Annotated in this window: 19 protein-coding genes; 10 read left to right on the forward strand and 9 right to left on the reverse strand. The window is 71.0% G+C overall.

The features are described from left to right. Window position 1: 1 nt before the first annotated feature. A complete protein-coding gene (gene dnaK / locus ACIQH8_RS09535) occupies window positions 2–1,882 on the reverse strand; it encodes a molecular chaperone DnaK (RefSeq protein WP_400997587.1) in 1,881 nt (626 codons plus the stop codon). Between the two features lie 516 nt (window positions 1,883–2,398). Between dnaK and ACIQH8_RS09540 the strand changes: the two genes are divergently transcribed. The 7 genes from ACIQH8_RS09540 (at window position 2,399) to ACIQH8_RS09570 (ending at window position 10,596) form a co-directional block, all read left to right on the forward strand. Further along, window positions 2,399–3,301 carry a hypothetical protein gene (locus ACIQH8_RS09540; RefSeq protein ID WP_400997590.1) on the forward strand — a complete coding sequence of 301 codons (903 nt, stop codon included), beginning with the start codon at window positions 2,399–2,401 and terminating at the stop codon, window positions 3,299–3,301. A gap of 185 nt (window positions 3,302–3,486) precedes the next feature. Next, window positions 3,487–5,010 (forward strand): M1 family metallopeptidase, encoded by a 1,524-nt coding sequence (locus ACIQH8_RS09545; RefSeq protein WP_400997593.1) that lies wholly within the window; start codon window positions 3,487–3,489, stop codon window positions 5,008–5,010. Window positions 5,011–5,092: 82 nt separating this feature from the next. Then, window positions 5,093–5,665, forward strand: coding sequence for a hypothetical protein (locus tag ACIQH8_RS09550; protein ID WP_400997596.1), 573 nt, complete (start codon window positions 5,093–5,095; stop codon window positions 5,663–5,665). Between the two features lie 105 nt (window positions 5,666–5,770). Next, window positions 5,771–7,087 carry a 23S rRNA (adenine(2503)-C(2))-methyltransferase RlmN gene (rlmN, locus tag ACIQH8_RS09555; RefSeq protein WP_400997599.1) on the forward strand — a complete coding sequence of 439 codons (1,317 nt, stop codon included), beginning with the start codon at window positions 5,771–5,773 and terminating at the stop codon, window positions 7,085–7,087. Between the two features lie 263 nt (window positions 7,088–7,350). Then, window positions 7,351–8,238: a serine protein kinase RIO gene (locus tag ACIQH8_RS09560; RefSeq protein ID WP_400997602.1), complete on the forward strand. Its 888-nt coding sequence runs from the start codon at window positions 7,351–7,353 to the stop codon at window positions 8,236–8,238. A 124-nt stretch (window positions 8,239–8,362) separates the two neighbouring features. After that, window positions 8,363–8,935 (forward strand): YceI family protein, encoded by a 573-nt coding sequence (locus ACIQH8_RS09565; protein WP_400997605.1) that lies wholly within the window; start codon window positions 8,363–8,365, stop codon window positions 8,933–8,935. A 203-nt stretch (window positions 8,936–9,138) separates the two neighbouring features. Continuing rightward, on the forward strand, window positions 9,139–10,596 hold the full coding sequence (locus ACIQH8_RS09570; protein ID WP_400997608.1) for an MFS transporter: 1,458 nt from the start codon (window positions 9,139–9,141) through the stop codon (window positions 10,594–10,596). 69 nt (window positions 10,597–10,665) lie between these two features. Here the strand turns inward: ACIQH8_RS09570 and ACIQH8_RS09575 are convergent, their stop codons facing one another. Together ACIQH8_RS09575 and ACIQH8_RS09580 are read right to left on the reverse strand one after the other, a co-directional pair. Then, window positions 10,666–13,266 carry an ExeM/NucH family extracellular endonuclease gene (locus tag ACIQH8_RS09575; protein WP_400997611.1) on the reverse strand — a complete coding sequence of 867 codons (2,601 nt, stop codon included), beginning with the start codon at window positions 13,264–13,266 and terminating at the stop codon, window positions 10,666–10,668. A gap of 178 nt (window positions 13,267–13,444) precedes the next feature. Continuing rightward, a complete protein-coding gene (locus ACIQH8_RS09580) occupies window positions 13,445–14,017 on the reverse strand; it encodes a MarR family winged helix-turn-helix transcriptional regulator (protein WP_400997614.1) in 573 nt (190 codons plus the stop codon). 110 nt (window positions 14,018–14,127) lie between these two features. Here ACIQH8_RS09580 and ACIQH8_RS09585 point away from each other — a divergent pair, with 110 nt between their 5' ends. Next, window positions 14,128–14,916, forward strand: a complete 789-nt coding sequence (locus ACIQH8_RS09585) for a MarR family winged helix-turn-helix transcriptional regulator (protein ID WP_400997617.1) — start codon at window positions 14,128–14,130, stop codon at window positions 14,914–14,916. Window positions 14,917–14,961: 45 nt separating this feature from the next. Here the strand turns inward: ACIQH8_RS09585 and ubiG are convergent, their stop codons facing one another. The 6 genes from ubiG to ACIQH8_RS09615 form a co-directional block, all read right to left on the reverse strand. After that, complete coding sequence (gene ubiG, locus ACIQH8_RS09590) at window positions 14,962–15,732, reverse strand: bifunctional 2-polyprenyl-6-hydroxyphenol methylase/3-demethylubiquinol 3-O-methyltransferase UbiG (RefSeq protein ID WP_400997620.1); 771 nt, start codon at window positions 15,730–15,732, stop codon at window positions 14,962–14,964. Window positions 15,733–15,754: 22 nt separating this feature from the next. Further along, window positions 15,755–16,357 carry a nucleoside deaminase gene (locus ACIQH8_RS09595; protein ID WP_400997623.1) on the reverse strand — a complete coding sequence of 201 codons (603 nt, stop codon included), beginning with the start codon at window positions 16,355–16,357 and terminating at the stop codon, window positions 15,755–15,757. A 183-nt stretch (window positions 16,358–16,540) separates the two neighbouring features. Next, window positions 16,541–17,341 carry an ABC transporter permease gene (locus tag ACIQH8_RS09600; protein WP_400997626.1) on the reverse strand — a complete coding sequence of 267 codons (801 nt, stop codon included), beginning with the start codon at window positions 17,339–17,341 and terminating at the stop codon, window positions 16,541–16,543. 10 nt (window positions 17,342–17,351) lie between these two features. Next, window positions 17,352–18,341, reverse strand: a complete 990-nt coding sequence (locus ACIQH8_RS09605) for an ABC transporter permease (protein WP_400997629.1) — start codon at window positions 18,339–18,341, stop codon at window positions 17,352–17,354. Between the two features lie 82 nt (window positions 18,342–18,423). After that, a complete protein-coding gene (locus tag ACIQH8_RS09610) occupies window positions 18,424–19,611 on the reverse strand; it encodes an ABC transporter substrate-binding protein (RefSeq protein ID WP_400997632.1) in 1,188 nt (395 codons plus the stop codon). 38 nt (window positions 19,612–19,649) lie between these two features. Next, complete coding sequence (locus ACIQH8_RS09615) at window positions 19,650–20,699, reverse strand: ABC transporter ATP-binding protein (protein WP_400997635.1); 1,050 nt, start codon at window positions 20,697–20,699, stop codon at window positions 19,650–19,652. Between the two features lie 151 nt (window positions 20,700–20,850). On the opposite strand from ACIQH8_RS09615, the gene ACIQH8_RS09620 reads away from it, so the two are divergent. Beyond that, complete coding sequence (locus tag ACIQH8_RS09620) at window positions 20,851–21,639, forward strand: FadR/GntR family transcriptional regulator (RefSeq protein WP_400997638.1); 789 nt, start codon at window positions 20,851–20,853, stop codon at window positions 21,637–21,639. Beyond that, a complete protein-coding gene (locus ACIQH8_RS09625) occupies window positions 21,636–22,427 on the forward strand; it encodes a hypothetical protein (RefSeq protein ID WP_400997641.1) in 792 nt (263 codons plus the stop codon). Before ACIQH8_RS09620 ends, ACIQH8_RS09625 begins: the two co-directional genes overlap by 4 nt. The last annotated feature ends 126 nt before the right edge of the window (window positions 22,428–22,553 follow it).

Genomic DNA, 22,553 nt, shown 5'->3' on the forward strand with positions numbered 1-22,553 from the left:
GTTACTTCTTCTCGTCCTCGTCGTCGATGACCTCGGCGTCGACCACGTCCTCGTCGGAGGACTCGGCGCCCTGCTCGCCCGAGGCGTTCGCGTCCTCGCCGGGGTTCGCGCCGGCCGTGGCATCCGCCTGCTGGCCCTGGGCGTAGATCGCCTCGCCGAGCTTGCCCTGCGACTGCGAGAGCTTCTCGAAGGCCGACTTCACCGCGTCGTCGTCGTCGCCCGCGAGGGCCGACTTCAGCGCGTCGACGTCGCCCTGGACCTCCGACTTGACGTCGGCGGGGAGCTTGTCGTCGTTGTCCTTGATGAGCTTCTCGACCGAGTAGGCGAGCTGCTCGGCCTGGTTGCGGGTCTCGGCGGACTCACGGCGCTTCTTGTCCTCGGCCGCGTGCTCCTCGGCGTCGCGGACCATGCGCTCGACGTCCTCCTTGGGCAGCGCCGAGCCGCCCGAGATCGTCATCGACTGCTCCTTGCCGGTGCCCTTGTCCTTCGCGGACACGTGCACGATGCCGTTGGCGTCGATGTCGAACGTGACCTCGATCTGCGGGATGCCGCGGGGCGCCGGGGCGATGCCGGTCAGCTCGAACGTGCCGAGCGGCTTGTTGTCGCGGGTGAACTCGCGCTCGCCCTGGAAGACCTGGATCGCGACCGACGGCTGGTTGTCGTCGGCGGTCGTGAAGGTCTCGCTGCGCTTGGTCGGGATGGCCGTGTTGCGCTCGATGAGCTTGGTCATGATGCCGCCCTTGGTCTCGATGCCGAGGCTCAGGGGCGTGACGTCGATGAGCAGCACGTCCTTGCGCTCGCCCTTCAGGACGCCCGCCTGCAGGGCGGCGCCCACGGCGACGACCTCGTCGGGGTTCACGCCCTTGTTCGGCTCCTTGCCGGTCTCCTTCTTGACCAGGTCGGAGACGGCCGGCATGCGGGTCGAACCGCCGACGAGCACGACGTGGGCGATGTCGGACAGCTTGATGCCGGCCTCGCGGATGACGTCCTCGAACGGCTTCTTCGTGCGGTCCAGCAGGTCGCTCGTCATGTTCTCGAACTGGGCGCGGGTGAGCGTCTCGTCGAGGTTGGCCGGGCCCGACTCGGTCAGCGAGAGGTAGGGCAGCTGGATGCTGGTGCTCATGCTCGAGCTCAGCTCCTTCTTGGCCTGCTCCGCGGCCTCCTTCAGGCGCTGCAGGGCGATCTTGTCCTTCGAGACGTCGACACCCGTCGTGTCCTTGAAGCGCTTGATCAGGTGGTCGACGATGCGCTGGTCCCAGTCGTCGCCGCCGAGGCGGTTGTCGCCGGCGGTCGCGCGGACCTGGATGGTCGAGAAGTCGTCGTCCTTGCCCACCTCGAGGAGGGACACGTCGAACGTGCCGCCGCCGAGGTCGAAGACGAGGATGAGCTCGTCCTCCTTGCCCTTGTCGAGGCCGTAGGCGAGGGCGGCCGCAGTGGGCTCGTTGATGATGCGGAGCACGTTCAGGCCCGCGATCTCGCCGGCCTCCTTCGTGGCCTGGCGCTCGGCGTCGTTGAAGTACGCCGGCACGGTGATGACCGCGTCGGTGACGGTGTCGCCCAGGTACTGCTCGGCGTCGCGCTTGAGCTTCTGCAGGATGCGCGCCGAGATCTCCTGCGGCGTGTACTCCTTGCCGTCGATCGACGCCGACTTCCAGTCGGTGCCCATGTGGCGCTTGACCGACGAGATGGTGCGGTCGACGTTCGTCACGGCCTGGCGCTTGGCGGTCTCGCCGACGAGCACCTCGCCGTCCTTCGTGAACGCGACCACCGACGGGGTGGTGCGGAAGCCCTCGGCGTTCGCGATGACGACGGGCTCGCCGCCCTCGAGGACGCTGACGACCGAGTTCGTGGTGCCCAGGTCGATTCCGACTGCACGTGACATGTGTGTCTCTCCTTCTGCCGGGGGCCTCGCGTTGGTCGCCCTCCGGCGATCGGCCCGGCGGTGACCGCCCGCGACCGAAGTCCGTGTTCGGCGAGACTTGAGCCTCGCCGACTCAAGTGTCGGACCCGCCCGAATCGATGTCAAGTCGAGCCGGCTGAACTTGAGCCTAGTCGACTCAACTCTCGGCGCTCTCCCAGTATTCCAGTCCCTCTCCAACTTCCACTTCTCCCCTCCCCCAGCCCTGCCAGACCTCCCCTCCCCATCACCCATCACCCGTCCCTGCCAGACCTCCCCATCACCCGTCCACGACTCGAGATGCCACATGTGCATGCCCCTGGGCGCCCTTCTGCGCCGCAACTGGCATCTCGGCGGGCACGGATGAGAGACCGATAGGGCGGCGCGGTGGGGCAGGCGCGTGCGCGGGAGTCGTCCTGCACATGACGGCCACCGGGGAGTGGCACGACTGGTTGGGTCCCCCCGCGACATCCGGCACTGCTGCACCGGGAGGCTGACCGTGTGACGACGCCGTCAGCGCTCCCTGCCCCGATCGCCGGTCGACCCTTCCACGTGCGTCGAGCCGCCGAACTCGGTGTCACGCGCGCCCGACTCCGGGCGCGCGACCTGGAGGTCCCGTTCCGCGCGGTGCGCGCGCCCGCCGGCACCGAGACGCTCGAAGGGCTCTGCCGCGCCTACGCAGAGCGGATGCCTCCGGGGCACGTGTTCAGCCATGCGACCGCTGCGCAGCTCTGGGGCCTGCCGCTCCCCGGGCGCGAGCCACTCCCGCTGCATGTCGCGGTACCTGCACCGCACCGCGAGCCACGCATGCGCGACGTCGTCGGGCACCGCCTGGGCGCCGGCATCCCGACCGCGCGACACCGGGGCGTGCGCCTCGTCGCTCCCGCAGACGCGTGGTGCCAGCTCGCCGCTTCGCTCAGCACAGACGACCTCGTCGCCGCGGGCGACCGACTCGTCGGCTGGCGCCGACCGCTCGCGACGCCGGAGGAACTTCGTGCCGCGGTCAGGAGGCACGGGTCTCGACGCGGCGCCGTCCGGTTGCGCGACGCCCTCGCCGAGGTGCGCGCGGGATCGGCCTCGCGCCGGGAATCGCTCCTCCGCCTGCGTGTCGGGCGGGCCGGCTTCCCCGACCCCGAGCTCAACGCGCCCATCGAGCTCGCGTCAGGTTGGACGACGCACGGCGACCTCGTGTTCCGCGCGTACCGCGTGCTCCTGGAGTACGACGGCGAACAGCATCGCACCGATGACCGGCAGTTCCATCGGGACGTCGAGCGCCTGAACGACCTCGCGGCCGACGGCTGGATCGTGATCCGGATCGGCCGGATGCTTCCGCCGCAGCGCGCACTGGCGCAGCTCGAACGCGCCCTCCGCTCCCGCGGCTGGTCGCACGCGCACCACCCCTGACGCTGCGCGCCATGCCGCCGTCCTCGCGTCGCGCTGCGTCACGCCGAGATGCCACTTCGCGCGGTTCCAGCACCCCTGAACGCGCCGCAACCGGCATCTCGACGACGGGTCCGTGGGCGGGGGCTACCGGAGGGAGGTCTCCACACATAGAGTTCGGGCACGGACGCGCGAGGGGAGTTGCGGGGATGAGATCGAGCACGAGATGGGTCGGCGGCATCGCGGTCGCGACGCTGGCCCTGGGAACGATCGGCGCCGCGGGCGCGGCAGCGGCCCCCGGAAAGCCCGGAGGCCCGCGCTACGTCGCCGGCGCCTCCGGCGTCGGCGACGCGTACTTCCCGTTCGCGGGCAACGGCGGCTACGACGTGCAGCACTACGACCTCGACATCCGGTACACGCCTCCGGCACCGGCGCCCGCACCGCTCGAGGGCGAGTTCGAGGGAGTCGCGACGATCGACCTCATCGCGACGCAGGACCTCGACCGGTTCAACCTCGACCTGCGCGGCATGGCGGTGCACGCGGTGAGTGTGCGCGGGCGGCCCGCGGCATCCGTCGCCCCGCCACTCCCCGGAGAAGAGGTGGATGGCGCGGCATTCTGGCACGTACAGGACGACGCGGCGCGCGTCTGGGAGCTCACGGTGCAGCCGCGGCCCAAGGTCAAGGCAGGCCAGTCCGTGCGGGTCGTCATCGAATACGGCGGGACGACGATGCGGCCCCGCGATATCGAGAATGCGCTGTACGGCTGGGTGACCACGCGCGACGGGGCCCTCGTCGCGAGCGAACCCGAGGGTTCGATGACCTGGTATCCCGTCAGCGACCACCAGACCGACAAGGCGACCTACTCGTTCGAGATCACGGTGCCCGAAGGCAAGGTCGCGGTCGCGAACGGCGTCCAGCCGAAGCCCGAGGAGACGGCCGACGGGTGGACCACCTGGTATTGGGACGCTCCGGACCAGCAGGCGAGCTACCTGACCACCGCCTCGGTCGGCGACTTCGACCTCCGCGAGGCGTACTCCTCGGGCAGCGGTGTGCCGATCATCGACGCCGTCGACATCGATCTCTCGCCGACACGTCTCGCGACGACGAACGCGAGCCTCGGACGGCAGGTCGCGATGATCGACTTCTTCGAGTCGAAGTTCGGTCCGTACCCGTTCGTCGCCTACGGCTCGATCGTGGACGATGACACCGTGGGCTACGCGCTCGAGACGCAGACGCGGCCGGTCTACTCCTCCCAGGCGAGCGAGGGAACCGTCTCGCACGAACTCGCGCACCAGTGGTTCGGCAACGCGGTGAGCCCTGAGCGGTGGCAGGACATCTGGCTCAACGAGGGCTGGGCGACCTACGCGAACTGGATGTGGAACGAGGAGCGCGGCATCCGCACGGCGCAGGCCGCGTACGACAACTGGTACAACGCCCCGCGCGGCGCCGACTACTGGGAGCTCCAGATCGGCGATCCGGGCGAGCTGGGCCTGTTCGCGTCGCAGGTGTACAACCGCGGCGCCGCGACCCTGCACGCGCTGCGCGTCGAACTCGGCGACACCGCGTTCTTCGAGGGCGCGCAGCTGTGGCTCGATCGGTACGACGACTCCGCCGGTACCTCGGAGGACTTCCAGGAGGTCTACGAGGAGGTCTCGGGCGAGGACCTCGACGAGTTCTTCCAGATCTGGCTCTACGACCAGGTGAAGCCGCCCGCCGACTGGACGACGCCGTAGCGACGGAGCGCCGGGTGGGGGCCGGGTCGGGGCGCTGTGCAGAACGCCCGCCTCGGCCCCCACATCGCCCTACGCTGAGCGGATGACCCGACTCACCCACCCGCGCAGCGTCGCGCCGGTCGTCGCCGTCCTGCTCGTGCTCGGCCTCGCCGCATGCACCGGCGGCGAGGGCGCACGGTCGGGCACGACGAAGCCGGCCGCCTCCACCGCCGCGACCGCCGATCCGCCGAGCTCCGAGCCCGTACCCGAGCCCGTGCCCGACGCGACGACGATCCCCGCCACCTGCGAGACGGTGCTCACGCCCGACGCCTACACGAAGCTCGAGGCGGACGGCCTCGAGCCGCGCGCCGCGACGCTGTTCGACCCGATCCCACTCGAGGTCGAGGAGGCGGGCGGCCTCGTGTGCTCCTGGGGGAAGCCGAACACCGACCTCGTGCTCGACGTCGCCCAGATCGCGGTCGGCGACGACGAACAGGAGTGGCTCGCGCAGCTCGAGTCCTCCGGCTACACGCACGACGACGACCCGGTTCCGGGCGGATGGCGCGGGCAGCCCGATGCGGCGAACGGCACCAGCCCCGTCGTCGTCCTCGAGTCGGGCACGCTGACCTACCTGAGCTCGCCCGTCTTCGCTGAGTTCCTGCTCGCCGCGAGCTGAGCGCACCGGGTCGAGGGCGCATGCGGTCACCGGCGCGCGCCGCCCGCCCCGTGCGCCGGTGCGCCCGTCCAGCCGACGCTCGGACCCGGCGCGTACCCTTGGGGCATGCCGACCGACGCGCCCGAGACCCCCGCACGCCCCGCGGAGGCCGGGGCGACCCCGCCCGACGGCGCTGTCCGCGAGACGCGCGGAAGCGGCATCCGCTCGACGAAGCCCCGACAGGTGCGCCCGAAGACCGAGGGGTGGCAGCAGGCGAAGGACGCCGACGGCCGCCCGCTGCTGCAGTTCGCCTCGCCCAAGCGCGGCAAGCCGCCGGCCCACCTCGCCGACCTCGCGCCCGAGGAGTGGAAGGCGAAGGCCGAGGAGCTCGGCGTTCCGGCGTTCCGCCTGAAGCAGGTCGCACGCCATTGGTTCACGCGGTGGACGAGCGACCCCGCCGACATGACCGACCTCCCGGCCGAGGGCCGCGAGGAGCTCGTCGCCGGCCTCCTCCCGCCGCTGCTCACCGAGGTGAAGCGCCTCGAGACCGACCGCGGCGACACGATCAAGTTCCTCTGGAAGCTGCACGACGGCGCCCTGGTCGAGTCGGTCCTCATGCGCTACCCGGGTCGCATCACGCTGTGCGTGTCGAGCCAGGCCGGCTGCGGCATGAACTGCCCGTTCTGTGCGACCGGCCAGGCCGGCCTCACGCGCAACATGTCGGCCGCCGAGATCCTCGCGCAGGTCGTCGAGGCGAACCGCGTCATCGCGTCAGGCGCCCTGCATGGCAAGCGCGCCGACGACGGCACGCCCGAGCGCGTGTCGAACATCGTGTTCATGGGCATGGGGGAGCCGCTCGCGAACTACGCCCGCCTCATGCGCGCGGTGCGCACGATGGCGGCGCCGGCCCCGACCGGCCTCGGCATGTCGGCGCGGAACATCACGGTCTCGACGGTCGGGCTGGTGCCCGCGATCCGCAAGCTCGCCGACGAGCACGTGCCCGTGACCTTCGCGCTCAGCCTGCACGCCCCCGACGACGGCCTGCGCGACGAGCTCATCCCGGTGAACTCGCGCTGGAAGGTCGACGAGGCGCTCGATGCCGCGCGCGAGTACTTCGAGAAGACCGGTCGCCGCGTGTCGATCGAGTACGCGCTCATCAAGGACATGAACGACCACGGATGGCGCGCCGACCTGCTCGCCGAGAAGCTCAACGAGCGCGGCCGCGGGTGGGTGCACGTCAACCCGATCCCGCTGAACCCGACGCCCGGCTCGATCTGGACCGCGTCGGAGGTCGACGTGCAGCGCGAGTTCGTGCGCCGCCTGTCGGACGCCGGGATTCCGACCACCATCCGCGACACCCGGGGCAAGGAGATCGACGGCGCCTGCGGGCAGCTCGTCGCCACCGAGGAGGACGAGGCGGCCGCGGCCGTCACGCCCGCCTGAATCCGGGCGCCCCGCAGCCCCGCCTCGCGACCGGCGAGGCCTTTACGGATGCCGCAGGGCGGCGTATGCTCATGCGGGCCGCGCCACGCGGCATCCGTCGCCACCTCACGGCGACCCCAGCGCCCGAAGCGGGCCGAGAGCGGAAGGAGTGAAGCGATGAACACCGTCCTTGTCGCGCGTATCGCAGACACCCTTCCCTGCGAGGCCGCCCGCTAGCATCCAGCGCCGGTGGCCTCCACGATCTCGGAGACACCACCGTGAACATGCTGTCGTCCCTGGACGATCCCGCCGCGCGCCGCGCGGCATCCGTCGCGCCGTTCGGCGCGGCATCCGCCCCACTCGCCTTCTCGGACGTCGAGCCGGGAGAGGACCAGCGCTGGTCGACCTGGCCGGCGACCCAGCCCAGCGAGCGCGGGCCGCAGCCGCGGCCCGACTGGCTCGTCACCTCCGCCGCCGCGATCGACACCGAGCTCGGCATCGTGAAGAGCGGCAAGGAGGCCGACCTCTGGCTCATCGAACGTGCGGTGCCCGGCGCGCCGTCCGACGTGCCCGGGAACGCGACGCTGCTCGCCGCGAAGCGGTACCGCGGCGCCGAGAACCGGCTCTTCCACAGGTCGGCGATCTACACCGAGGGGCGCGGCACGCGCCGCTCCCGCGACGTGCGTGCCGTGCAGCGCTCGTCGTCGTACGGCCGCGAGGTCGCGCGCGTCGAGTGGGCGTACGCCGAGTTCGCGGCGCTGTCGCGACTCACCGAGCTCGGGGCGGCCGTCCCGTATCCCGTGCAGGTGAGCGAGACCGAGGTGCTCATGGAGTTCATCGGCGAGGGCCGGATCGCCGCGCCGCGACTCGCCCAGGTGCGAGCGACGCCCGACGAACTGCGCGAGCTGTTCCACCAGGTCGCCGCGTTCATGCGGACGCTGGCGCACGCCGGCCTCGCGCACGGCGACCTCTCGCCGTACAACCTGCTCGTCGACGGGGGCCGCGTGGTCGCGATCGACCTGCCGCAGGTCGTCGACGTCGTCGCGAACCCGAACGGGTTCGACCTGCTGCACCGCGACTGCGTCAACGTGTGCGAGTGGTTCACCCGGCAGCGGCTGGAGTGCGACGCGGAGGAGCTCTTCGCCGAGCTGGTCGGCGACGTGACGAGGTGAGCTGATCCGTCGGTCGGGCGGCGCCGCGGGTGCGCCCGGCCGACGCGATCGGCGCCCACGTGGCATCCGATCAGCCGGGGGATGAGAGACTGTGGGAGTTTTGGTGAACGACCCTGGGGAGATCATGACCGACACCGGACCCGACCTGAGCGGCGACTGGGACCTCGACCCCGCTCACACCCGCATCGGCTTCTCGGCCAAGCACGCGATGGTGGCGACCGTGCGCGGCGCCTTCAACGAGCTGACCGGGGCGTTGCACGTCGACTTCGACGACCCCGACGCGTCGACGGCCGAGATCGTGCTCAAGGTCGCGAGCGTCGACACGCGCAACGCGCAGCGCGACGAGCACCTGCGCAGCGCCGACTTCTTCGACGCGGAGACGTACCCCGACATCACGTTCCGCAGCACGCGGATCGAGGAGGTCGGCGACAACGCGCTCGTGGTGTCGGGCGACCTCACGATCCGCGACGTGACGAAGCCGATCACCATCCCGATCGAGTTCACCGGCGTCGAGACCGACGCGTTCGGCGCGCTCCGCGCGGGCTTCGAGGGCACCCGCCGCATCGATCGACGCGAGTTCGGCCTCGAGTGGAACATGGCGCTCGACTCGGGCGGATGGCTCGTGTCGGAGAAGATCACGCTGGAGTTCGAGCTCTCGGCGATCAAGCGGGAGAGCGCGGCCGAAGCGGCCGCCTGAGCCACGGCACAGGCACGGGCACGGGAAGCCCGAGCGCGGGAGCGTTCTGAGGCCGGCTCCGGGCGCCGGGCAGGTGGACGGCGCCACCGCGTGCTGCTGTCGCGCACGGAACCGGAGGCGCTAGCCTGCACGGGATCGACGTGGATCGGCAGGGCCGGGCGCGCCGTCACCGCCCGTTCACCCCTCGTCGGAAGAGTGCCCCCATGACCGACCAGCCCCAACCGCCCGAAGCCCCGCTCCCGACCCGCCCCGGCGCGGTCGCACCACCCCTCTCGACCGCTGAGCTGCGCGCGGTCACCGGCCTCGAGTTGCAGGGCGAGCGCATCGTCCCGAAGCGGCAGGTCTGGTCGTGGGCGCTCTGGGACTGGGCGACGCAGCCGTTCAACTCGGTCATCCTCACCTTCGTCTTCACGGCGCTCTACCTCACGAGCGACTGGTTCCTCGATCCGGCCGTCGCGGCGCTCGGTGAGGGCGACCCCGCGTACGAGCGCGGGCTCGCCGAGCTCGCGAGCGGCCTCGGCTGGGCGATCACGATCGCGGGTGTCCTCATCGCCGTGCTGGCCCCGGTGCTGGGGCAGCGGGCGGATGTCGCGGGGCGACGGAAGCTCTGGCTGGCCGGCGCCACGGCGGCGCTCGTCGCGTGCATGTTCGGGCTCTTCTTCGTGCAGGGCACCGCGTCGTTCTTCGTGCTCGGCATCTCGCTCATCGCGGCCGGCACGGTGTTCAGCGAGATCGCGGGCGTGAACTACAACGCGATGCTCGTGCAGGTGTCGACGCCGAAGACCGTCGGCAAGGTCTCGGGCCTCGGCTGGGGCCTCGGCTACCTCGGCGGCATCGTGGCCCTCGTGCTCGTCGTGGTCGCGACGAGCTTCGACTGGTGGGGCATGCCGACCGACGACGGACTCGTCTACCGGGTGATCGCCGTCGGCTGCGCCGTGTGGACCCTCGTGTTCGCGTGGCCCGTGCTCGTGTTCGTGCCCGAGGCGCCTCCCGCGCCCGGACGCGCCCGGGTCGGGTTCCTCCGGAGCTACGCGGTGCTCGTGCAGGACATCGTGCGCCTCTGGCGCGAGTCGCGTCCGACGTTCTGGTTCCTGCTCGCGAGCGCGGTGTTCCGCGACGGACTCGCGGGCGTCTTCGCGTTCGGTGCGGTCATCGCCGCCGTCGCCTTCCACTTCACCTCGAACGAGGTGATGATCTTCGGCATCGCCGCGAACCTGCTCGCGGGCGTCTCGACGATCATCGCCGGCCGGTTCGACGACCGGTTCGGCCCGCGCGCGGTCATCCTCACCGCGCTCAGCGGGCTGGTCGGCGCAGGACTCGTCGTGTTCTTCCTGCACGACGCCGGAAAGCTGCCGTTCTGGATCTTCGGCCTCATCCTGACCCTCTTCGTCGGCCCGGCGCAGGCGGCCTCACGTTCGTTCCTCGCGCGCGTGACGCCCGCCGGCCGCGAGAGCGAGATCTTCGGCCTGTATGCGACCACCGGCCGAGCCGCGAGCTTCCTTTCGCCGCTGCTCTGGTCGACGTTCATCGCGCTGTTCGGCGCGACCTACTGGGGCGTGCTCGGCATCGTGCTCGTGCTGGCCGCCGGACTCGTGCTCATGCTGTTCGTGAGGGTGCCGCAGCGTGCGACGGATGCCGCGGCGAGCCCTGCGACGCGATAGCGACGCGCACACGACGACGGCGCGCCGCCCCGGGGAGGGGAGCGACGCGCCGTCGGGCTGGGGGCGGGACTACGGCCCGACCGTGACCGTCACCTCCTGCGTGGTGGTGTTGCCGCTCGGGTCGGTCGCCTCGAAGAGGAACGTGTAGACCGCACCCTGACGGGCGAGCACCCGCGCCTCGGTGTCGGAGATCACCTCGACCTGCGCCTTGTGGCCCTCGGCCGTCGCCTCGATCAGCTCGACCGAGACCTCGCCCGAGTCATCCGTCGCCTCGATGTCGAACGTCACCGTGCGCCACTTGGCGTTCGGCGGGAAGACGACCTCGGGGTCGACCGTGACCGAGAGCTCCGGCGGCACGAGGTCGAAGCCGACGAGCACGGGGTCGTGGTCGCTCGAGCGGTACGCGTCGGGCGCGAAGATCGCGTCCTGAGCGTCCTGCTTGAAGCCCATGAGGTAGTCGAGCAGGTCGGGCTCGTCGGCGTTGACCGACCACGTCGAGGCGCCGGTCACCTTCGGCAGCAGGCCCGGGCCGACGAGCGCGTAGTCGAGGTAGCCGATCTGTCCGTCGAAGACGTACGAGTAGGCGTTCTCGCCCTGCTCGCTGAGCAGCAGGTCGGTGTAGCCCGCGTCCGTCAGCGCCTGGATCGGGTCCTCCTTGTCGTACGAGTTGAGGTCGCCGATGATGAGGTCCCGGCCCGGCTCGGCTCCGGTCGGACCGGTGGCGAGCCAATCGGCGAGCGCCTCGGCGGCCGCGGTGCGGGTCAGGTTGCAGTTGCCCTGGCCGTCGCCCGTGTCGGGGTCGCCGACGTCGTCGCAGTCGCTGCCCTTCGACTTGAAGTGGTTCACGACGACCGTGACCTCCTCGCCGCTCTCCACGTCGGCGAACGTCTGCGCGAGCGCCGGCCGGTTGAAGTCGGTGTCGAACCGCGGGTCGATCGATTCGTCGAGGATCGCGTCGTCGCCGGCGAGTTCGACCGCGGACGGCTTGTAGATGAACGCCGTCGTGATCTCGTCGGTTCCGATCACGCCGGTGTCGACCGCGGCGTAGACCTCCGCGCCGAGCTTCTCGTTGAGCGCGGCGACCAGGGTGTCGAGCGCGCTGAACTCGTCATCGCCGTTGTTCTCGATCTCGATCAGGCCGAACACGTCGGCGTCGATCTCGGCGAGCGCGGACACGATCTTCGACTCCTGCCGCTCGAACTCCTCGGGCGTCGCCGCGCCGCGCGACCCGAGCGTCGTGAAGTAGTTCAGCACGTTGAAGCTCGCGACCGTGAAGTTGCCGCCGACCTCGGGGACGTCGGTTCGGGGGTTGGCCGCGGTGTAGTCGGCGCCCTCGGTGGGCTGCACGCGCCACAGGTTGAACCGGTAGTCGAGCACACCCGTGACGTTCTGCACCAGGTCGCCGCCGCGGAAGGTGTTCGCGAGCGTGAACTCCTCACCGTTCGGGTGGATGGCCGGGTCGGGGTTCTGCGCGCTTCGCCCGTCGTCGAGCGTGATCCGGTTCACGCGATTGGCGTCGGCGAGCGCGATCGCCTCGGGCGATCCGGGCTCGTACACAGCGGTCGGCTGCATCTGCCGGTCGGTGCCGAGCACGATCTCGCCGAATCGGTCGAAGTTGAAGTACTCGATGATGGTGAGTTCCTGCGGGAGCGTCACGCGCATGCCCTCGAGCGCCTCGTAGGTGGCGTCGTCCCACGGGAGCGTCACCTCGACCGCCGGCGGCAGCGCGAGACCGGTGTCGCAGGTCGAGACGACCGTCGCGGTGATCTCGGTCAGCCCGTTGAACTCGCTGACGGTGCCGACCACGTGCACGAGGTCGCCCTCGTCGACCGCGGCTCCGCCGGGTGCGTACACGAAGACGCCGTCGGAGGTGGCGGGGTCGCCGTCGCGCTCGTCCTGCACGTAGTACCCGTTGAATCCGCCGACCTGGAAGTCGCCGACGACGACGCCTTCGATCTCGACGCTGGAGCCGACGAGCGGCGATGCACTGCCGGAGCCCTGCACCGCTCCGATCGCGACGACATCGGCGTCGCAGTCGGCGACCGGCGGAGGCGGAGGCGTGCCGTCGCAGTCGACGGTGTGCGAGCCGAGGCCGTCGAACGTGTTCACCGCGTAACCGGTCCACTCGACGGACGGATCGAACACATCGTCGATCACCGTGTCGCCGACGCAGACGTTCGCGTTCCGGCGAATGGTGTTGTCCATGGTCGACGTGAGGCCCGTGCCCCACTCGCTGCCGGGGTCGAAGCCGACCTGGCCGAGCGAGTCGACCACCGCGCCGTCGTGCCTCAGGACGATCGCGTCGTCGCCGTTCCACAGGTTGCTCGCCGTGATCTGGTCGGCGTACGTGGTGAGGTCCTCGTCGGCGAACACGAAGGCGTCGCCTGCGCCGACGGTGCCCGACAGGGCGAACGTTCCCGCCGTCGAGGCCGTTGCGCTGCCGTTGAAGTACACCTCGAGCGAGTAGCCGGCCAGCGGGATGTCGGCCTCGGTCGGGTTGTAGAGCTCGACGGCCTTGTTGAAGGACGTCCCCTCGACGTATTCGCTGATGATGAGGTCGGATGGCACGACCTCGTCCGCGACTGCGGCACCCGCCGGCACCGCGATTCCCACCCCCATGAGGGCGGCCGCGGTGAGCCCCACGGTCAGGCGTTGGACGGGTCGTTGCATCTCGGCACCTCCGGCACGCGACAGGGGGCCACCCTGACCCCCGGACGGGCGTCAGCCTATGGAGGTCCCGTGCGATCGGGAAGGCCTGTCGCGATCCGTTCATGCGATGGCCGCAAATGTGCAGGTTCCTACGACGTAGCTGCTCAGATGAGCAGGTCGAAGCGGGCAGCCGACGTGATCACCGGTGCGGCGGGTGCGCCCGGCGAAGTCCGTCGGCGAATCGGCCGAGGAGGTCGGCGAACCGTTCGCGATCCTCGGGGGTGAATCCGTCGAGCGCGGCTTCGATCGCGCGTCGCCGGCTCGACGTGGCGGCGTGGACCGCCGTTCGCCCGTCGTCGGTGATCCGGATGCGCGTGCGCCGGGCGTCATCGGGATCGGCTTCGCGCACGGCGAGCCCTTCCTCCACCACCGCCTGGACGAGTCGGCTCGCCCTCGGCTGATCGACGCCGACCGCGCCGGCGAGTTCGGTCACCGACATCGGGCGGTCCGCGGCATCGAGCATCGCGAGCAGGCGAGCACGGGCGACCGGGCCCACTCGGAACTCCCACGGACCGCGCCCGCCGCCGGGGCCGCCGCGACCGAGCGGGCCGCCGTGCGGCCCGCGGAACGGCCCGCCGTGACGATGGTGCTCGCCGCCCTCGCCGTGCGGCGCACCCCACGGCGGCCGGCCGCCCCGTCGGAGCGACGCGAGTGCCTCCTCGATGCGTTCGACGGGGTCGCCGCTCTGCGGACCCGGGCGCTGCTCGTCCATCCCACCAGAATACATGTCACTTGACATGCGATGAGATTACATGTCATAGTGCATGTGCATGTCATAGAACATGGACCCGGCGCGGAACCCGCGCCACGAGAGGATTCCCCATGAACACCAACGATCGATTCGAAGTCCACGACCGGCCCGACGAGGCCGACGGCGCGAACGACCCATCGGAGACGCCGCCCCGCGGCATCCGCCCCCTCGGCTTCTGGCTGAAGGTCGTCGACCGGCGCATCGTCGCCCAGATCGACGCCGCACTGGCCGAGGAGGGCGTCGGCGTGCGCGAGTGGCGCCGTCTCAACCTCGTCGCCGGCGAGATCCGCGACGAGCGACTCGAGGCACGACTGGCCGCGCGTCCGCACAAGCTCGACGACCTCGTCGAGCGCGGCTGGGTCACCGGCGAGCCCGGCGCCTGGGCGCTGACCGATGCGGGGCGCGAGGCGCTCGCCCGCCTCACCGAGCGCGTGCAGGCCGTGCGCGACCGCGTGCGCACGGCCGTCTCCGACGAGGAGTACGCCACCACCATCGCCTCGCTCGAGGCGATCGCCCGCGAACTCGGCTGGGACGAGTCGACGCCGGAGCCCCGTCGCGGACGCGGGCGACGTCGACCCGGTTTCGGCCCCGGCCCCTGGATGCGGCGCAGCGGCGCCCGGTGGGGCACCCCGCCGTGTGCGGTCGGAGGGCCGCACGGCCGGCCGATGCGGCATCCGTCGGCCTTCGACGACCACCACGGTCACGACGCCGACCACGGCGACCACGAGCACGGCGGACGCCGGCACGACCACGGACACGGCCGCGGTCGGCGGGGCCGTCACGACGACATCCACGTTCACGTGCACCTGCACCACGCCGACCGCCGTAATGGAGGGCGCGGCCCGCACCCCGAGCGCTGACGCTCGCTCGGCCGGTCCGGACGACGTCCGGGCCGGCCGCCGGCGTCATCCGCTCCGGACCGCGTACCCCAGGTACGACACCCGGAGGTCGTCGACCTCGCCGAAGTCCATCCGCCGGCTCAGTTCGCCGTAGGTCATCCGGCCCCGTCGGACGCGCAGCAGATCGCGCACCATCGCCGCCAGTCCGGCCCTGGGCGCCAGGCCGACCGTCTCGACGACGGCCAGGCCGTGGCCGTCGAGCGTCGCCGAGAGCTCGGCCGGGGTGATGAACATCGCCCAGTCGTGGATCTCGGCGTCCGTGATCCGCGTCCATCGCCACTCCTGCATCGCGCGGATGACGAGCAGGCGGCTGCGCCGGGTCCGGCTGATCGTGTCGTAGAGGAACACGCCGCCGGGCCGGAGGACCCGCGCCACCTCCGCGATCACGCGATCGACGTCGGGCACGTGCTCGAGGACGTCGCAGCAGGCCACCACGTCGACGCTCGCGTCGTCGATCCTCAGTTGCTCGCCCACGCCGACGAGGTACTCGACAGTGAGCCGGCGGGCTTCGGCGTGTGCGCGTGCCGCCGCGATCGCCACCGGCGACGGATCGATCCCCGTGACCGCGAAGCCGGCCCGTGCGAACTCCTCGGAGAGGAATCCCGCGCCGCAGCCGACGTCGAGGAGTCGGCCGCCCGAGATGCCGAGCCGGTCGAGGACCCTTCGGAAGTACCGCATCCGCGCAGGGGTGAAGCTGCCGTGCAGCACGTTCAGGGGATTGTCCTCGTCCCACCACGTCGCGCCGAGCCGGTCGTAGACGTCGTTGTCGATCCCCATCGCGGCGCTCCCTGCGCCCGGCCTACCGCTCGGTCGCGCCGCGCGCGTTGTAGACGACCGCGTCCGACGCGCCGAACGCGCGGAACACGTCGATCGCCTCGTCGCGGCGCACCCCCGAATGCACGCGGATGCCGCGGCGCTCGAACTCCCCCATCCAGTCGGCCGGCATCGGACCCTCGTCGAAGCCCGTGAGCCGCTCGCACTCCTCGCCGTGGCCGGCGATCACGAGCCGCCGCACGCCCGACCACATGGTGGCGCCGTAGCACATGACGCACGTCGCCCAGTTGACGACGAGCTCGAGTTCGGCGCCTCCGGCGCCGAGGTCCCACCGACCGAGCCGGCGTTGCGCGAGCGAGATCGCGGTGACCTCGGCGTGCAGCGAACTCAGGCCGCTCGAGAGCACGAGGTTCACTCCGGCGGAGACCAGTTCACCGGATGCCGCGTCGACGACGAGCGCCCCGAACGGCCCGCCGCTGCCCTCCCGCCAGTTCCGGTCCGCGAGCTCGATCGCGAGCGCCATGCGCGCGTCGTCGTCGGGCAGCGGGCGTGCCGTGAGCGTCGGCAGTTCGGCGACCAGCCACTCGGGCAGCGCGGCGGAGAAGGACGACTTCGGCGTGGCATCCATGCCGCCATTCTGCCCCTCCAGCGCCCGCCCCGTGGATCGAGATGCCACGCGAGCACGGAATCCATGAGCGGATCCCGCAGGAAGTGGAATTTCGACCGCGGCGGGGCGGGGCGGGGCGGGGCGGCGCGGGGCGGGCCGCGGCGGGGCGGGGCGGCGCGGGGCGGGCGACCGCGCGCCGCGCCCCTACCGCCGCTGCTGCTCGTCGCTCGAGAGCCGCTGCGCGAGCCAGATCGGGATGATCGAGACGAGCACGAGCACGACCGCGATCACCGACACGATCGGCGCCTGGTTCGGCCGGAACATGTTGTTCAGGATGAAGATCGGCAGCGTCGTCACCCCGGAGCCGGCCGTGAACGTCGTCACGATGATCTCGTCGAACGAGAGCGCGAACGCGAGCAGCCCGCCCGCGAGGAGCGCGGAGCGCAACTGCGGGAAGGTCACGAGCCGGAACGTCGTCCACACCCCGGCACCGAGGTCGGCCGACGCCTCCTCGAGCTTGGTGCCCGTGCGACGGAGCCGCGCGATCACGTTGTTGAACACCGTGACGATGCAGAACGTCGCGTGCGCGATGATCACGGTCCAGATCGAGAGCGGCACGCCCATGATCGTCCGGAAGAAGTTGTTCAGCGCGATACCCGTGATGATGCCGGGCAGTGCGATCGGCAGGATCACGAGCAGGTTCACGGTGTGGCGGCCGAAGAAGTCGAAGCGCTGCAGCGCGAACGAGATCAACGTGCCGAGCACGAGCGCGATCGCGGTCGAGATGATCGCCACGAACACGCTCGTGCCGACGGCCTCCATCGCGCCCGCCGACTGGAAAGCGCGCTGCCACCACTCGAGCGTGAAGCCGGGCGGCGGCCAGCTGAGCGAGGTGGAGGTCGAGAAGGAGTTCACGAGCACGACGCCGAGCGGCACGTACACGATCACGAGGATGAGGCCGGCGACGACGGCGAGCGTCGTGCGCGAGAGTCGGGAGAGTCGCATCCGTCGCCCCTTACAGGTTGTCGAGGGCGCCCGTGCGACGCACGAGCGCGAGGTAGCCGAAGATGATGACGATCGGGATGAGCGCGATCGCCGACGCCAGGGGCAGGTTGTTCGCCGCGCCGACGTTCGTGTAGACGAGGTTTCCGAGCATCTGGCTCGCGCCGCCGACGATGTTGACCGTGATGTAGTCGCCGAGCGAGAGCGAGAAGCTGAAGATCGTGCCGGCGATGATCGCCGGCAGCGCCATGGGGAAGACGACGTGGCGGATGGTCGGCCAGGTCTTGCCGCCCAGGTCGGCGGAGGCCTCGAGCAGCGAGTCCGGCACGCGCTCGAGCCCCGCGAAGATCGGCAGGATCACGTACGGGAGCCACAGGTACGACAGCGTGATGACCGTGGCCGGCAGCCCGTAGCCGGGCGTGTGCAGGCCGAACGGCGCGAGCACCCACTCGAGGATGCCGTCCTGCGAGAGCACCGAGCGCCAGGCGTACGCCTTCACGAGGTAGCTCGCCCAGAGCGGCATGAGCACCGCGATGACGAGGATGCGACGGGCGCGCGGCGAGGCGACCTTCGCCATATAGAACGCGATCGGCAGGGCGAGCGCGACGTCGATGATCGTGACGAGGAGCGCGACGCCGATCGTGCGGAACGTCACCGTCTGGTACAGCGACCCCGTGAGCACGGTGACGATGTTGTCGAGCGTCCACTCGGTCGTGATCTCGCCGGTGAAGCTGTCGACCGACCAGAACGCGGTGACGAGGAGCGCGGCGAGCGCGACGACGTAGACGAGGCCCAGCCAGAACAGCGGGGCCGCGAGCAGGAACCCCAGCCGGATGCGCGGGTGCGAGCTGAGGAAGACGGAGCCTCGCCGGGCCGCGGTCGCCTTGGGCCTGGGGATGCCGCGGCGGGGCGCTCCACCGGATCCGGTGTCGGCTCGGTCGGGCTCGGGCGGTTCGGATGCCGCGCCGCGAGCGGATGCCGGTGCCGTCGCGTTCATCGTCATGCTGCTTCCTGTCGGGTGGTGCTGGGGGGAACTGGGGTGTGCGGGCCGGGGAGGTGCTCCCCGGCCCGCACGGGGCGATGGGTCAGCCCTTGATCTCCTGCCACGCAGCGGTCCACTGCGCGTAGTCGACGCACTCGACGTCGGTGCGGCCGTCGACGCACTCGGCGATCGGCGTCGTCCAGTACCAGATCTGCGACGCGTACTCCTCGTCACCCGCGTGGTAGGCCTCGCAGTCCTCGCGGTACTCGCAGGCCTCCTGGCTCGAGGGCGCCTCGCCGAAGTAGGCGGTCGCGGTCGCGTTCGCCTCGGGGCTGGCGATGTAGTCGAGCCACATGTACGCGCAGTTCACGTTCGCGGCGTCGGAGGCGACCATCCAGGTGTCCGACCAGCCGGTCGCGCCCTCTTCGGGCAGGACGACCTCGGTCGGCGCGCCCGAGCCTGCGAGCACGTTCTGGATGACCTGCCAGGTGGTGCCGACGACCGAGTCACGGGTCTCGAACGCCTGGATCTCCTTGAGGTAGTCCGACCAGTACTCGCCGACCGACTCGCGCTGGACCTTCAGGAGGTCGACCGCGGCCTGGAACTGCTCCTCGTCGAGGGCGTAGGGGTTCTCGATGCCGAGCTCGGGCTGGTGGTGCATGAGGTAGACGGCTGCGTCGGCGATGTAGATCGGCGAGTCGTAGGCGGTCACCTTGCCGGCGTTCTCGCTCGCGTCGTCGAACACCACGTCCCACGAGGTCGGGGCCTCGGTGAAGACCTCCGTGTTGTACATGAGGAGGTTGGCGCCGTAGCCGTGGGGCACGCCGTAGGACTGCCCGTCGACCGAGTTCCACTCCTTCTCCTTGAGGAAGTCGAAGATGCCCTCGTAGTTCGGGATGAGGTCGGTGTTGACGGGCGCCACGTCGCCGCCCGCGATGAGGCGGAGCGTCGCATCGCCCGACGCGGCGACCACGTCGTACTCGCCGGTCTTCATGAGGTTCACGGCCTCGTCGGAGGTGCCGTAGGTCTTCGAGGTGACCTCGCAGCCCGTCTCCTCCTCGAAGGGGGTCACCCAGTCGATCGTCGGGTCGTTCGAGCCGTCCTCGACGTAGCCGGGCCACGCGAGGATCGAGACCTGGCCCTCGGCCTCGCCGAGCTCGGTGAGCGCGTCGTCGGTGGATGCGGAGTCGCCCGAGGTGGTGCCGCAGGCGGTCAGGGTGAGCAGGGCGATCGAGCCGATCGCCAGGCCGACGGTCGCGCCGCGGCGCGCCGTGCGCGGGGTGCGCATCATGGTTCTCTCCTGGTTTCTCTTGGTGGTGGGTGGGGTGTTCAGGCGGCAGGTGCGGGCGCGGCATCCGCCCCGCCGAGCGCGACGACGTCGTCGTCGTGCCAGCTGACGACGACGCGGTCGCCGCGTTCGTCGTCGTGGACCCGGTTGCGGTCGTTCTGCTCGAGCACGCTGACGCGCACGCCGGCATCGAGGTCGACGACGAGCCGGATGCCGCTGCCGAGGTAGATCGTCTCGACGACGGTGCCCGGGGCGTTGCGCACGTCGGCCGCGGTCTCGCCCGAGCCGACGGCCATCTTCTCGGGGCGCACGGAGTGCACCCCGCCTCGACCGAGGAGCTCGCGCGAGACGGCGTCATCGAAGAGGTTCGAGGTGCCGACGAAGTCGGCCACGAAGCGGGAGGAGGGGCGCTCGTAGAGCTCGGCGGGCGTGCCGAGCTGCTCGATGCGTCCGTTGTTGAAGACCGCGACGCGGTCGGAGAGCGTCAGGGCCTCCTCCTGGTCGTGCGTCACGAAGATGAAGGTGATGCCGAGCTCGCGCTGGATCTCCTTCAGCTCGACCTGCATCTGCTCGCGGAGCTTCAGGTCGAGCGCACCGAGCGGCTCGTCGAGGAGCAGCACCTTGGGTTCGACGACCGTGGCACGGGCGAGCGCGACGCGCTGGCGCTGGCCACCCGAGAGCTGCGAGGGCTTGCGATCGGCCATCTGCTCTAGGCGCACCGACGCGAGGGCCCGCCGGGCGCGCTCGATGCGCTCCTTCCGGCCGATGCCGCGGACGCGGAGGCCGTAGGCGACGTTCTCGAGCACGCTCATGTGCGGGAAGAGGGCGTAGTCCTGGAACACCGTGTTCACGTCGCGGTCGAACGGTGCGCGCTTGGTGACGTCGTCGCCGAAGAGCTCGATCGTGCCGCCCGTGGGCTGTTCGAACCCGGCGATGAGCCGGAGCACGGTGGTCTTGCCCGAGCCCGAGGGGCCCAGCATGGAGAAGAACTCGCCCGCGGCGATCTCGAGGTCGACGTGGTCGACGGCGGTGACGGCTCCGAACTCCTTGGTGAGTCCGGTGAGCCGGATGGCCGGCTGCGGGTCGGTCATGGTGCCTCTCCTTCGATGGCGTGGTTCCTAATCCTATGAATCCATATGTCATAGTCCAGAGGTTCGTGTTACGGTCGCATCACGGTTCGCCGGAGACCGTCCCCAGTCCGGGGGGTGCAGGGTTCCGCGGGCGCTCGATCGAGGAGGACGGATGCCGCACGCCACCGCGCGCGCCGACGCCGCCCGCGCCGTCGTCTTCTCCCCGCTGGAGGGAGCCGGTCGCGCCGAACTCGTCGAACAGCGCCTGACCGATGCCATCGCCTCCGGCGTGCTCCGCGACGGCGAACGTCTTCCGAGCGAAGCCGACCTCGCGAAGTTCCTCGGCGTCGCCCCGGTCACCGCGCGGGAGGCGCTCGTCGCGCTCCGGCACAAGGGGCTCGTCCGCACCCGACGCGGTCGCGACGGGGGCAGCTTCGTCACCTACGACGACGACGTCTCACTGCGCCTCACCGAGCAACGCGTCCGATCGCTGAGCCGCATCGAGCTGCGCGACCTCTCACTGCACTACGCCGCGATCGCCGGCATGGCCGCGGAGGTCGCCGCCGACCGGGCGAGCGAGGACGACGTGCAGAGCCTCGTCGAGATCGACGCCCGGGCCGACCTCGCCAACCCCGGGGGCGCACGCCGCGCCGTCGGCCGGTTCCAGCTCGAGGTCGCCGCCATCAGCCAGTCGCCCCGGCTCGTGCACGAGGAACTCCGCCTGCAGGCCGAGACGGGCGCCCTGCTCTGGATGTGCCTGCGCGAACAGGAGTACCGTGACCGCACGAGGGAACACCGCCTCGAGGTGATCGCCGCGATCCGGGCAGCGGATGCCGCGTCCGCACGCCGCACGACCACGACGCACATCGGCTCCGCGGTGGAATGGCTCATCGACGAGAAGGTGCGGCTGGAGTCCGCGCCCGCACCGCCCCTCGCACCAGAGGAAGGGAGCGCACCATGACGCAGGCCGTCGCCACCGGCGCCTCCGCGATCGCCGCGCGCATCGCCGACGTGATCGACCCCGTGTTCGCCCTGATCGACGGCTGGCAGCGCGCGATGGCGGACCGGCTCTCGTCCGAGTCCGACCCCCGGGCGGGCGACCTCGACCCGGCCGTCGCCGCCACCGTCGCCGCCGAGCTCGACCGTCCCGGCACGCTCATCACGGGAGCGGGCTTCGTCGCCGCCCCGGGCTACCTCGTCGACGCACCCTGGCACCTGGCCTGGTGGCTGAGCGACGGCAACCCGTTCCGCGACGTGCCGGCCCGTGGCATCCGTCGCCTCGACGCCGTGAGCGACCCCGACGCGGAGTCGTTCCGCGACTACACCACGCTCGAGTGGTGGCGCGTCCCCGAGCGCACCGGCTCACGGCACCTGACGGGGCCGTACGTCGACTACCTCTGCACCGACGACTACACGGTCACCGTCACGACGCCGGTCACCGTCGACGGCGACATGATCGGGCTCGTCGGCGCCGACATGTACGTGGCCCGGCTCGAACAGGTGCTACTGCCCGTGCTCCGCGACGCCGACCGCACCCTCACCGTCGTGAACGCCTCGGGACGCATCGTCGTCTCGACCGATCCGCACCGGGCGACCGGTGCGCTGCTGCGACTCGACGGGCTGCCCGAGGCGCTCGCGCCCCTCCGGGAGGCCGAAGCCGGGGGTCGCGTGACCGGCACCCTCCGGTTGCCGGGCGGCGCGGACGTCGTGCCGTGCGGCGACACGTCGCTCGCGCTGGTGGCCGAGTAGCGGCATCCGCCCGCACCTGGCGCATCGGCGCCCGGTGACCGAGCGCGAAACACGCGCCCGCTATGGTGAGGCCAGCGGAACGGGACGCACGCGCGAGCGCGTGCGACTGACGAGAGGCCGGCGCTC

It is taken from the genome of Agromyces sp. GXQ0307, from assembly GCF_044769845.1.
Taxonomy (GTDB): domain Bacteria; phylum Actinomycetota; class Actinomycetes; order Actinomycetales; family Microbacteriaceae; genus Agromyces.